Below are 13,586 nucleotides of genomic sequence, written 5' to 3'. Positions count from 1 at the left end.
GAATCGACGGCGCCGCTCTCCGCTCTTATAAATACCGCAGGATTCGTCTTTCATGTCAGCCACCAGCACTTATTATCCACGCAATTCCAATACTCGAACGCCCGCCCACTTATGCCGTTTTTTGCAAACATTTTATTGTATCGCTTTTGCGCCTCCTTGCTCGGAGCGAATGCAGATTGATATCCACTGGCAACCCACCGGCGGAAATTTGCTCTATTGCTACTAGCGCACCCACAATAAGCGATCGTCGCCATCCAGTCATCTAGCCCGAATTCCCTCTTGACATATGTCATTCGAGCAGCAGCCATCTTGATCGAGTACTCGGGATCCTGGGTCAATCTATTATAGATCTGCACTGTGGACATACTTCGCTCTTTTGCAGTGAAGTGCTTCTTCAGATCCCTGTCATTCATCAACTGCTTCACTCTATATATCTCCAATTGCGAGACCCCGACCGAAGCGTTCTGCGGCTTCAAAGTAGCCGCATTGGCCAGGAAGGAAGCCAGCCACACCGCCTTCCCATACTTCACCTCGAAATGTGTGAACTGGTTCTCATACAACATGGTTGCGGTCAACGCATATTTGTTAACCCCAAACCGCTTCGCCGCATCCGCGATCTCCTTGGCATACTTCAGCATATGATGAGGAAAGGATAGTCCTTACAGGTTGCACGCCTCTGTTTTACACATATAGGCGTCTTAATGCTCGCAAACATTCCCGACTCATACAGCCCTAAATGAAGCTCTCGTGCGTTTTTATCCAGCTTCCAGTAGCCATCTATCTCCGACTCCCGGCCATTGGGCATTACTCCGGCGGCGCGGGCCTCCTCATCGGACATGATGGGATTCCAGCGGACCGCTTCAGCATCATGATGATTCACATATTGGAGGTCGTTGTTCATGTACCACCACGGCGGCATTCCACCGGTATCCACCTCCCACTCTTTCCCCCAGTTCATGCAGTACTGGCACGAGGTCGGCTTCGGGCTGGATTGGGATCCAGGGGGAGAGGTGTAGGAGGAGTTGACCACCTCGAGCGCGTAATTTCCGGTTGGGTCGACATTCGTGAGCGGGGATGCGTTGGCGTACGTGTAGCGGTTGGCCTGAACGCTGGGGGCGGGATCAAGGGTCATGGTGTCCCGGGAGACGAACCCTCCGGTGCCGGGCCGATACCAGCGCGCCGCCATGTTGACCTTGCCGGAGGCCGGGTCGGTGTATTCCCCCTGATAGCCGATGTTCTTCCGCGTTCCGCTCTCTGCGACCACCTCGCCGAACGGGTTGTAGGCGAAGGAGTCGACAACCGCGGTGGAGGAGAAGGTCGCCACCAGGTCTCCACGCAGGTCGTTCGCGGCGGCGACCGCAGCGCCACCGCCTTCCTGCAGGCCCAGCAACTGCCCTGCGGAGTCACGGCTGTACTTCGCCTGCACCGCGCCGCCGGCGTCGGTGACGGCGGCTAGGTCGTTAGCCAGACCGCTGTAGGTGAAGTGCTGAACGGAACCACCTTCGGTGCGGGAGCTGACTCGGTTGAGCGCGTCATAGGCATAGGTGGTGGTGCCGTCGCTGGTCAACTGGTCGAACGCGTCGAACACCAGATTCTTGGTGGTCCCATTGGTGGTCTCGCCATTTACCGTGCCGCGGGGAGTGTAGGTGTAGTCGGTACCACCGCCGGAGGTGAGGCGGTTGCGTTCGTCGTAGGTGAAGACTGTGTTCCCGGCCTTTGTGCGGTTGCCGGCGGCATCCCACTCGTAGGCAGTGGTGGTGTTGGCGGGATCCGTCCAAGAGGTCAGGCGCCCTGCCTTGTCGTACGCATAAGTGTTGGCGCCTGCGCCTGCCAGGCTCACAGTGGTCTTGGAGGTGAGGTTGTCGTCCTTGTCCCACCCGTAAGTGATCTTTGCGAGCTGGACACCGTTGCCGCGCTTCACCGTGTGGCTGGTGCGCCGACCCATATCGTCGTAAGCGAACGTCTGCTGGCTGGCCTGGCCGGTAGCGGTCACCGACGTCATTTGGTTGGCCGTGTCGTAGCCATAGGTGAGGGTGCGGTTGACGACTGGGTCGGTCGCCGTCGCGAGACGGTCGGCGGTATCCCAGGTGAAGTTGGCCGTTCCGGCGGCATCAACGCGCTGCAGAAGGTTGCCCACCCCGTCATAGGAGTAGGCACCTTGCTGAGTCGCTCCCTTGAGCACCCTTGTCATGAGCCCGCGGTCGTTGTAATCGATCGCGAAATCGCCGATCGAGGTAGGCCGGCCGGCCAGGTCGTAGCCAAACGTCCGCTCGGCTGTGGCGGTCTCTGCGCCGGTACCGGTCTGGCGGGTGAGGTTGCCCAGGTGGTCGAAGGTCCGGTCGATGCGGACCCCGCCGGGTGCAGCGGTCGTGACCGCGTTGCCGCCTGCGTCATAGACGCTGGTCCAGGTGCGGTCGGCGAGGTTGGGGTACGCAGTGGTAGCCGGCTCGGTGACGGTTTCCACCATGCCGAGGCTGTTGTAGGCAGTCCAGATCACGTTTCCGCGCCCGTCAGTGGTGCGGGTGCGGTTGCCCGCTGTGTCGTAGCCGAAGGTGGTGGTGATCGACTGAGTCGCGGTCACTGGCTCAACAAGTTGGGTCATCCTGCCTAGGGCATCGAACGTCCGGTCGACCATATGGCCCTCAGCCGAGGTCTCCGCAACGGGATTGCCGTCGGCGTCATAACTGGTGGACGTTTCCCGAAGCACGGCCCCTGTGCTGTTTAGATCCTTAACTGCGGTTTTCCTGCCCGCCAGATCGTACTCAGTGACGGTCGCGTTGCCGAGAGGGTTGGTCACCTTGGTGCTGCGGCCGACTAGATCGTAGACGAACTGTGTTGCATTGCTAAGCGGGTTGGTCTCGGAGGTCACTTCTCCGACGGCGTTCACCTGATAAAGGGTGGTGCGACTGCCGGGCCGGATTTCCTTGGTCTTGTTGCCAGCGTCGTTGTACTCAAATCTCGTGACGAGCGTACTGAGCGTCGGTTCGCGTTCGACACTTGTCGAGGTGACCATACGGCCGAGATCGTCGTAGGTAGCCCCGGTCCTGGCGCCTGTCGGGTCGACGGCGCCGGTCTGCTCCCCAAGTGTGTTGTACTCAGACACCCTCTGTCCGCCGGGCTGGCCGTTGGGGCCAGGCTCAGTGATGCGGACGCGGTTGCCCAAAGCGTCGTATTCAGTGGTCCAGCTCGACCCGCGGGCGTCGGTTCGCTTGGTCTCTCGCCCGGCCGCATCGTAGAGGTAACTCACCTTGGGCGTGATTCCGGACAGGGAACGGATCTCCTGGTCGGTGAGCGCTCTGCCGTACGCCTGGACCTCGTCCAGGTCGCCGCGGAAGGAGTGCTCGTAGGCACCGTTCTGTTTGCTGCTGCCGATGAGGAAGCCGCCTGCGGCGTTGAAGGTAGCGGTCACAGCGTTGGAGGCGACCTGTTCGCCGTTCTCGTACAGGCGGATGTGGCCGGTAGCCGCGTCGTATACGCCGACGAGGTGGGTCCAGTCGTTCAGCTTTGCGCGCCGGTTGGACACCGCGCTCTTCTCAACAGCAGTGGCGCTGTCGGTGTCGTACGTCGCCAGGCGCCACTTGCCATCTGCTGCAGAGTAGGCAAGTTGGAACGCGCTCCTGGTTGCGCCGTCCTGACTCACGGTGGCGTTGAGGTCACCGTGAGTCAGCCGCACCCACGCACTTACGGTGTAGCTGGCGTTGGTGGTGAGAACGGGGGCAGCTGTCACAGCGTGAGTATTGCTGCCGAACTGTACGCCGGAGCCTGCACGGCCGGGCACCCAGGCAGTGCTTCCGCTCAAGGTGGCCGTGCGTGAACCGATGGTGTCGGCGAGGGCGGTCCCTGTGCCCTCATCAATCTTCCAATGGGCGACCGCGCCAGTCAGGGGCGCAGGTGCGTTGCCTAGTGGAGCGAAGTAGGTGGCGCCGACAGTGGAGGTAGTCCGGCCGAGACGGTCGTAATTGGTGGTGCTCGTACGTCCTTCGGCATCGACCACATGGGTTTTGCTGCCGGCGTTGTCATAACCGTGCATGGTGACGGGCCGGCTGGCAGAGGCGGCTCCGTGTCTCTCAACCTGAACTTCCGGCGCGGTATCCGCCACAAGTCGGCCGACCTTGTCGTAGGTGTACTCGGTCTTGAATCCGGTGGCGCCGGGGAGGTTGCCGCGTGGGGAAGTCATAGCAGTGACCAGGCCGCGGTCGTCTCGGGTCCAAGTGGTCTCTAGGTCTTGGGCACCGTTTTCGACGGTTTGGCGGGTCTGCTGGTCGCCGGGGCTGTAGGCGTACTCGACGCTCTCGGTACGGCTGGTGCCTGCGGCGGACTTCGTCTCGCGGGTGACGTTGCCGTTCGCGTCGTAAGTGAAGGACGTCGCGCGGGCCAGGCCGTTGGGGTCGACGGTCTTTGTGGTGAGCCTGTTGGCCGCGTCGTAGACGTAGTTCGTGGTCGTGCGTCCATTGCCCGTGACCTGCATGATGAGGTTACCGGCCGCGTCGTAGGTGTTGGCTTCCAGTGGGATGTCCCGGCCGGTGGTGGCTGCGTTGGTCCGCGCGTTGACAGCCTTGACGGTTGCGACTTTGTCGTCGGGGAAGTAGGTCTTGGCAGTAATACGGCCCACCGCGTTTGTCGTGCTGGCCAAGCGTCCGCCGAAGTCGTAAGCGTAGGACTCAAGGACCAGGTCGGCGGGGGCTTGGGGGGCCACCGGGCTGCCGGTCCAGTTCTTCAGGGTCTTCGAGGCGAGTTCACCTCTGAAGGTGTAGGCGAAGACGGTTTTATTGCCCAATTGATCGGTCGAGCTGGTGTGGGCGCCGGTGGTGTCCCAAGTGTGAGAGACCACGCCGCCTTCCGGGTCTGTCTCTGTCTCCAGTCTGCCGCGCGGGTCGTAGGTGTATGTGATCTTGCGCTCGGGGTTGCCGCCGGTCAGGTCGACCACGCTGGTGGTGAGGGTCAGGCCGTCGGGGTTGTAAGTGTGGCGGGTCTCGGCGGTGTGCGTCACCCGGGAGACCTCGTTCAATACGCCTGGGGCCGTCTGGGTGAGGAGCTGGCCGAGCGGGCTGTAGGTATAGGTGGTTCTCACCCCGGTTGGGTTGGCTTGGGAGACTTCGGTTTTTGCGGTCGCCCGCCCCAGGGTGTCGTACTCGTGGCGGAGGATCAGTCCAGTGGCCGTTGTCTCCTCGGCCAGATCACCTGCAGAGGTGTATTTGTAGGAGACGGCATTGCCCTTGGGGTCGGTATTCGTCTTGACCAGGCCAGCCAGGGTCTGACCGCCACCTTCGGCCGGCTCGGTGCCGTCGGTGTAGGTCGTGGTGCTGCTACGGCCGTTGGGAAAGTCCGAGGTGGCAGGGAAGGTCTGTTTGATCTGCTCGCCGTACTGGTTGTACTCCCAGGTGGTGGCGTAGGTGTTGTCGGTCGCACTGGTGGAACGGGGGTCGCGGTGAGTGATGACTTGGTCGTTGCGCGGGTCGAACTCGTCGGTTGCATTCAGGTGATAGGTGTAGCGGTGAGGTATGGCCTGGCACGATCCCGTGACAGCGGGATCGCAGTCCAGTTTGGTGAGCAGATTGCCGCGCTTGTCGAACGTCTGGCGGGTCTGCAGGCCGTTGCGGTCGGTGATTCTTGAGATGAAACCGCCAGTGTCGTAGGCATAGCCGGTCGCCCTCCCCAACTGGTCGATCTCCCGAATCAGTCGGTTGCCGCGCCAGGCGTCGTATTCATATGTCAGGTTCTTATTCCGAGGATCTTTCACGATGACCGTTGATCGCCCAGTAGCCGCCGTATAGGCCGGCACACCGACCTGCCAGACGCCGCCGTGCTGGTCGGTGTGGGTCTTGACTCTGTCAGTCGCCGGGTCATACGTGTTCTCCGCCCAAGTTCTGCCGGACGGCAAGGTGATCTTGGTCATCAAGTGGGGTACTGCCAAACGGGCGTCATAGTGCTGCTGGACCTCAGCCAGGCTGAGCGGCCGGTCATAGACGGCGACTTCGTCAAGATGGCCGGTGAAGGGGAAAGCGGTCCTGGTTCCTGAAGTGCCCGGCACACTCGGGGAATGACCAGGCAAGGCCATGCCGTAACCGAGCGTAACGAAGTCGTCGGGGATCTCTACAGGCGCATTCAACGAGCCGACCAAAGCACCGTCTAGATAAAGTTTCTGGTCTGAGGCGGCGCCGGTGAGAACAGCATGATGCCATTGGCCATTGTTGACCGGAGCTGCCGACGTGATCGGTGTAGCCGACTCGTTCCAGGAACCTCGCAGCTTTCCGTCGAGGCCCACATACAACGCCGATCCCTGTTGGGTCCCGGAAAAATCCCCGTCTCCTCCCGGAGCCACTACCACTCCGGATGCCGTGGTCTTAAACCAGAGTTCTAGAGAGATCTGCTTTTCGCGGCGGTGCAGCACGCCTTTAGGAAGGATAATGGTCTCATCGCTCATGTCGACCGCTGTGTCGGGAGTGCCCTCAAGCGCTCCAGCAACACTTATAGGCCCAGTCCAGTAATCCCCTGTACCTCCCTCGGAGCCCAGATTCGAAGCCGTGGCTCCGGTCGTCTCATTGAGACGCCAGTAACCTGTCGGATCCTCATTGAGGACCGTGGTTCGGTAAGTGGATCCAACTCCATAATCGTAGAGAGTGCAGTTCGGAGCAGCAGCCGGGGAGCAGACCTTCGTAAGCCTGCCCTGGGTGTACTCATACGTCCACGTGAGCGGACTCCCCTCCACAGGATTCGTCGCGACCGAAGTTACCTGACCACCAGTCCAGTTGAACGTTAATGAACGTCCGCCGGCGCCTATCACGGTGACAAGCTTGCCGTTCCCGTCATAGGTAAGGGTCTGGCTTCGCCCACGCCTGTCAGTGGCAGAGCTAAGACGCCCTTGGGCATCGAAGTGGTAGATCGTAGTGGAGGACTTGTCTGTGAGCCGCCAACCGCCGCCGGTCACCGTGCCAAGCGTGGCATGCATGCCTGGTGGTGGCTGGAAAGTGCCATCCCCGTTGTCGGCGAAGCGCACCTCCCGCCCGTCGGGATAGGTGACCAGCAGTGTCGGCTGCCCCGCGAGCGTCTGCTGCCGGATGTGCATGTCCCACCGGGTCGACCAGCCGGCACCGAACATGCCTGTCCTGCGTGGGTCCATGCTGTTGTAGGACCGCACCACCGACAAGGGCGGTCCCACCGTATTGACCACGGCGTCAGTGAAAGAGGTGGTGTAGTTTCCTGCAAGCGGATGAAACTCTTGGCCGTTGGCGCCGCGAGCGGAAAGCTTTGAAGTGATGGTGGGCTGACGCACACCCGTGGTGAACGACCGCTTCGCCGTCGTATTGGTGAGCCCATCGATGGACTCCCTTACTGTAGCCGTCCACCAGTATTCCTTGGCCCACTTCAAGTGTCCTGCCGGAACAGTCCAGAACGGCTCGTCAAAATTCGAGCTTACACAACTCGAACCTGTCATGCTCTGGTTGTCGCAAACCGTGAACTTGAAAGCAAAGGTCGTGGACCAGTGGCCGGTCGGAGGACTGTCCGCCCGCAGGGTTGGGGTTAGAGAAGAGATCAAAGCCTCATCGTCAGGCTTGACGGCCACTGCCGTGGGAGGCGCTCCGATCACACACTCGCCACGATCCAACCACGGTCCTGTAACTCCCGGTGGACCGAAGTTGCTGTTGGCTTGATAGGCCTGCCAAATCCGAGAATTATAAGTGACGTAGTCGCCGTTTGCATACTGATACCATTCCGACCACTGCGAATAGTCTCTACATTTCTTGACCGGTTCATTCTGGACTATCGGTCGACCCTTCCCAGAAATTTCATTCGGCCTCTCGGAGCGATGAACACCTTCTGGAACGACAAGGCCTGATCCCGGGACCAGTCGGCGCGCCACTGCATTCTCGTCAATAAATCGACCCTCTACCGGCAATGAATTCTTCGGTCTTTTAGGTGCCTTGATTCGATTGCCTTCCTTGTCGCCGCTGGCGACTTGGGCTCTTGTCGCCGAGGAGTCCACTAAGTGGGGGCGTCCGGCGGCGGTGCCCGTCAATTGTTGGGGCATCATCGCCCGGATCTGTTCCAAGGTGGGCTGGGGCGCGGATCGAGGTTCGGCCCAAACAGGCTGTGCGGAGATTTGCATCAGGCCGGGAACAGTGAGGACAAATACCGTCACGGCTGGCCAGGACATCTATCGGACCGAACGTAGGCAACGCAAAACAGACCGCACGCCGTCCCCCTCCGAGTACGAGTTCCGAGCGAATTGACCGTGTTCCCCCGCAGCTATAGAGCGCACGAGAACTTGATCACGGCAAACACCCTGGAACGTAACCCGGCGCGATCTTCCGAACAATAAGGATCTTCATCACGAAACGACAACAACACACAGAAGGAGCTTTTGATTACGATTCGTCACAAAATGCTTAGAAGGGGACAATTGTCAAGTCGCCTGCCGGAAGACTCCCTAAGCTGGCTCCATGGACATAGTGATCGACCCCGCCGTCACAGCCCTTCGTCCCGACTTTGGGGTGCTTGCGGTCAAGGTGTACGGCTTGCGCAATGGGCCTAGCGATGATCGGTCGCGGGGGTGGCTGGCCGAGGCGGCGCAAGGGGCTGCCGGGCCTGACCACGAGCGGGTGGAGGCGTGGCGGGATGCCTATCGGGGGTTTGGGGCTAAGCCGCAGCGGACTCGGCCATCGGTGGATGCGCTTCTGCGGCGGATGCCTTTGCCGGAGATCAATCAGGTCGTCGACGCCTACAACTCGATCAGTGTGCGGCACGTGTTGCCGGTTGGCGGGGAGGATCTGCGGCATTACGTGGGGGTGGCGCGGTTGGTGCGGGCTGCCGGGGATGAGGTGTTCGACACGGTCGACAAGGGGGAGGTGGTGGTCGATCATCCGGAGATCGGGGAGGTTGTCTGGCGGGATGATCATGGGGTGACGTGCCGGCGGTGGAACTGGCGGCAGTGTGTGCGGACGCGGATCACGGAGGAGACGTCCGATGCGCTCTTTCTGCTCGAGCGACTGGAGCCGATGCCGGTCGAGGAGTTGTCTTTGGCGGGGGAGGAGCTCGTTGGGCTCCTTCGGGAGATCACACCGGACATCAGGGTGGAAAGTTCGCTCCACGTGCCCGGCTAGGGCTCCTATACCAGGGGAGGCACCGCCGCCTTGGTCAAACGAAGCAGCTTGACCAAAACGGGCCAGTGTGGCCGGGTGTGGAAAAAGTGGGGTTTGGGGGGCGAGCGTGGGTTAGGGGTCGGCCGTAAAGCCGGGCTGCTCGTCCACGCCTCGAGTGGTGGTGCCGGCGTAGTGTGTCGGATTCCCAGGTGTCATCAACGGTCACTTGAGCAACCTGCGTGAACTCAGGTCACATGGGTCCAGGAGGGCGCACCGGGCTCTGCCGTACGCGGGAAGGTTCGCGGTCCCGGGGCTGTTACCAAAAAGTGACGAGAACCACACCACCAAGAAGGGCTACCCCGGCGTGACCAGTTTGGACGGTCCTGGGAGGATCAGCAGTGAGGTGCGTCCAGGTGGGCGCACGGTAGGAGTCCGGGCGAGTAGCCTTGGACAGGTTCTCTATCATCAACGCCGATCTGCGGAAGAGGGCGATTTCCGCCGTGTCGTCTGAGTCGTCGCGGACAAACCCGCTGGCAAGCTTCGGTCAAAACGAATGGCTTGTCGACGAGCTATACCAGAAGTATCTCCAGGATCCCGAGTCTGTGGACCGGGCCTGGTGGAACTTCTTTGCCGACTACCACCCCGACTATGGGCCGGGCCGTAACCCTGCCCGGGAGGCGACGACCGGCACGACGGCCGCCACCTCCACCATTAGTTCTCCACCCAAGGCCGCGCCTGCGCCACAGCCGCAGGCCGCTCCGGCGCCAGCGGCGCCGAAGGCCGAGAAGCCGAAGCCGGTGACGCCGGTGCCGGCTGGGGCGCAAGAGGTGCCTCTTAAGGGTGCCGCCGCGCGCACCGCGGTCAACATGGACTCGTCGCTGACGGTCCCGACCGCCACAAGTGTGCGTGCGGTTCCCGCCAAGCTGCTGATCGACAACAGGATCGTGATCAACAACCACCTGCTGCGGGGACGCGGCGGGAAGGTGTCGTTCACCCACCTCATCGGTTATGCGGTCATCCGGGCACTCAAGTCGATGCCCGAGATGAACTTCTCGTTCAACGAGGTCAACGGCAAGCCCGTCCTGATGAAGCCGGAGCACGTGAACTTCGGGCTCGCGATCGACGTGCAGAAGAGCGACGGCAGCCGCCAGTTGCTCGTGCCGTCGATCAAGGCCGCGGACACGATGGACTTCCGGCAGTTCTGGATGGCCTACGAGGAGATCGTCCGCAAGTCGCGTTCGGGCAAGCTGAGCGTGGACGACTTTGTGGGCACGACGATCAGCCTGACCAACCCGGGCACGATCGGCACGGTGCACTCTGTGCCGAGGCTGATGCCGGGGCAGGGCACGATCATCGGTGTCGGCGCGATGGAATACCCCGCGGAATACCAGGGGGCCTCGCCTGACACGCTGACGCGTCTCGCGGTTAGCAAGGTCATGACGCTGACGTCGACCTATGACCACCGCATTATTCAGGGCGCGCAGTCAGGTGACTTCCTGCGCAGGATCCACCAGTTGCTGCTCGGCGCCGACCGCTTCTATGACGAGATCTTCGAGGCGCTGCGCATTCCGTATGAGCCGGTGCGCTGGGTGCCGGACATCTCGGCGACGCACGACGAAGACGTGGCGAAGTCCGCCCGTGTCATCGAGCTGATCCACGCCTATCGTGTGCGCGGTCACCTGATGGCCGACACCGACCCGCTTGAATACCGCCAGCGCAAGCACCCGGACCTTGACATCCAGTCCCACGGTCTGACGTTGTGGGACCTGGAGCGGGAGTTCCCGACGGGCGGGTTCGGCGGCAAGCCGGTGATGAAGCTGCGCGAGATCCTGGGTGTGCTGCGCGACACTTACTGCCGCACGGTCGGCATCGAGTACATGCACATTCAGGGGCCCGAGGAGCGCGCCTGGATCCAGTCGAAGGTCGAGCTGCCGCACGCCAAGACGAACCGCGAGGAGCAGCTCAACATCCTCAGCCGGTTGAACACCGCCGAGGCGTTCGAGACGTTCCTGCAGACCAAGTTCGTGGGGCAGAAGCGGTTCTCCCTGGAGGGCGGCGAGTCGCTGATCCCGCTGCTCGACTCGGTGATCTCCGAGGCGGCCGACTGGAAGCTCGACGAGGTCGTCATCGGCATGGCGCACCGCGGCCGGCTCAATGTGCTGGCCAACATCGTGGGCAAGTCCTACGGCCAGATCTTCGGCGAGTTCGAGGGCAACCTCGACCCGCGGAGTGCTCACGGCTCGGGTGACGTGAAATACCACCTCGGTGCCCATGGCGACTTCGTGTCGCCGACGGGCAAGAAGATCGTGGCGTCCGTGGTCGCCAACCCCTCGCACCTGGAGGCGGTCGACCCGGTGCTCGAGGGTGTGGTGCGGGCGAAGCAGGACCTGCTTGAGCGGGGCGAAGAGGGCTTCACCGTACTCCCGGTGCTTGTGCACGGCGACGCCGCTTTCGCGGGTCAGGGTGTGGTGGCCGAGACGCTGCACCTGTCGCAGCTGCGCGGTTACCGCACGGGCGGAACGGTGCACATCGTGGTGAACAACCAGGTGGGCTTCACGACTTCGCCGGCCTCGTCGCGGTCGAGTGTCTACGCGACCGACGTGGCGCGGATGATCCAGGCGCCGATCTTCCACGTGAACGGCGACGACCCCGAGGCCGTGAGCCGGGTCGGCAAGCTGGCGTTCGAATACCGCCAGGCGTTCCGCAAGGACGTCGTGATCGACCTCGTGTGCTACCGCCGCCGCGGGCACAACGAGATGGACAACCCGAGCTTCACCCAGCCGCTCATGTACGACCTGATCGACGCCAAGCGGTCGACCCGCAAGCTTTACACCGAGGCGCTGATCGGCCGGGGCGACATCACGGTGGAGGAGGCCGAGCAGGCGCTCCGCGACTACCAGGAGCAGCTTGAGCGGGCGTTCACCGAGACGCGTGAGGCGGTGAGGGAGAAGACCGGCGAGTTCGCCCGTCCGGTCGACCCCGAGGTCATCCCGTGGTCGCACAAGGACACGCCAACCGCGATCAACGATGAGACGGTCAAGCGGGTCATCGACACGCAGCTCAACCTGCCCGAAGGCTTCACGATCCACCCGAGGCTCGCGCCGCTGCTCCAGCGCCGCGGGGCCATGATCGCCGATGACGCGATCGACTGGGCGACCGGTGAGCTGCTGGCCTTCGGGTCGCTGCTGATCGACGGCCACCCGGTGCGCCTTGTCGGGCAGGACTCGCGGCGTGGCACGTTCGGTCAGCGGCACGCGGTGCTCGTCGACCGGGTCACGGGTGAGGACCACACGCCGCTCAAGTCGTTCAACCACGGCACGACGAAGTTCTACGTCTACGACTCGCTGCTGAGCGAGTTCGCGGCGATGGGCTTCGAGTACGGCTACAGCGTGGAGCGCCCCGAGGCTCTGGTCGCGTGGGAGGCGCAGTTCGGCGATTTCGCCAACGGCGCTCAGTCGATCATCGACGAGTTCATCTCGTCGGGTGAGCAGAAGTGGGGTCAGCGTTCGTCGGTCGTGCTGCTGCTGCCGCACGGCTACGAGGGCCAGGGGCCGGACCACTCGTCGGCCAGGATCGAGCGGTTCCTGCAGATGTGTGCGCAGGACAACATGACGGTGGCCCAGCCGACGACGCCGGCGAACTACTTCCACCTGCTGCGGTGGCAGACGTTGTCGAACCGCCGCCGTCCGATGGTGGTGTTCACGCCGAAGTCGCTGCTGCGGCACAAGGCGGCGTCCTCGCCGACGGCGGAGTTCACCAGCGGTGTGTTCCGCCCGGTCATCGGGGACGAGACGGTCGACGCGTCCGCGGTGCGCAGGGTCGTGCTGTGCTCCGGCAAGATCTACTACGATCTCGCCGCGGCCAGGGACAAGCAGAACCGTACGGATGTCGCGATTGTCCGGCTGGAGAGGCTCTACCCGTTCCCGGGCAACCCGCTGCAGGCCGAGCTGTCGCGTTACGGCAGTGACGTGGAGCTGGTCTGGGCTCAGGACGAGCCGGTCAACATGGGGCCGTGGCCGTTCCTGGCGCTCAAGCTGACCGAGAATCCTGACATTTTCGATGGGCGCAAGCTCCGCAGGGTGTCGCGTAAGCCCAACTCGTCCCCGGCGGTGGGTTCGCATGCCGCCCACGAGGCCGAGCTGGAGCAGATGCTGCACGAGGTCTTCAGTTGATCGATTAGGTGAGAGGTCCCCCGCGATTCGCCCGCGCGGGGGACCTTTTCAATTTCATGTCAGGGCTTCAAGGAGGTTCTCGCCCATGTACTTCACCGATCGGGGCATCGAGGAGCTGGTCGAACGGCGCGGCCAGGAAGAGGTCAGCGTGTCCTGGCTGGCCGAGCGGCTGCGCGAGTTCGTCGACCTCAATCCGGAGTTTGAGACTCCGGTCGAGCGGCTGGCCACTTGGCTCGCCCGGCTGGACGACGACGACGAAGAGGACTGAGGGGGAAAGCTCGGGCTTGCTGGGCTTCCGTTGCCGGCCCATCCTGTGGGTGGCGGGGCTGGGGCG

The 13,586-nt window shown here is 62.6% G+C and carries 5 protein-coding genes; 3 read left to right on the top strand and 2 right to left on the bottom strand.

The window, feature by feature from the left end; genetic code table 11:
• Window positions 1-50 precede the first annotated feature (50 nt).
• Together Ssi02_RS13490 and Ssi02_RS13485 are read right to left on the bottom strand one after the other, a co-directional pair.
• The gene (locus Ssi02_RS13490) at window positions 51-638 is read right to left on the bottom strand and encodes a hypothetical protein (protein ID WP_204025434.1); all 588 of its coding nucleotides are present in this window, start codon (window positions 636-638) and stop codon (window positions 51-53) included.
• Window positions 632-7,369, bottom strand: a complete 6,738-nt coding sequence (locus Ssi02_RS13485) for a LamG-like jellyroll fold domain-containing protein (protein WP_204025433.1) — start codon at window positions 7,367-7,369, stop codon at window positions 632-634. The genes Ssi02_RS13490 and Ssi02_RS13485 overlap by 7 nt, the downstream gene beginning before the upstream one ends.
• A gap of 1,072 nt (window positions 7,370-8,441) precedes the next feature.
• Here Ssi02_RS13485 and Ssi02_RS13480 point away from each other — a divergent pair.
• From Ssi02_RS13480 to Ssi02_RS13470, 3 genes are all read left to right on the top strand, one after another.
• Window positions 8,442-9,101, top strand: a complete 660-nt coding sequence (locus tag Ssi02_RS13480) for a B3/B4 domain-containing protein (protein ID WP_204025432.1) — start codon at window positions 8,442-8,444, stop codon at window positions 9,099-9,101.
• Window positions 9,102-9,580: 479 nt separating this feature from the next.
• Entirely contained in the window at window positions 9,581-13,252 is a 3,672-nt protein-coding gene (locus tag Ssi02_RS13475; protein WP_204025942.1) for a multifunctional oxoglutarate decarboxylase/oxoglutarate dehydrogenase thiamine pyrophosphate-binding subunit/dihydrolipoyllysine-residue succinyltransferase subunit, read from the top strand.
• An 85-nt stretch (window positions 13,253-13,337) separates the two neighbouring features.
• A complete protein-coding gene (locus tag Ssi02_RS13470; RefSeq protein ID WP_204025431.1) occupies window positions 13,338-13,520 on the top strand; it encodes a DUF6104 family protein in 183 nt (60 codons plus the stop codon).
• Window positions 13,521-13,586: the final 66 nt, after the last annotated feature.

Source organism: Sinosporangium siamense (assembly GCF_016863435.1).
GTDB classification, from domain to species: Bacteria; Actinomycetota; Actinomycetes; order Streptosporangiales; family Streptosporangiaceae; genus Sinosporangium; species Sinosporangium siamense.
Note: the sequence above shows the minus strand (reverse complement) of the source record. Positions and strands in the feature narration are given on the sequence as shown.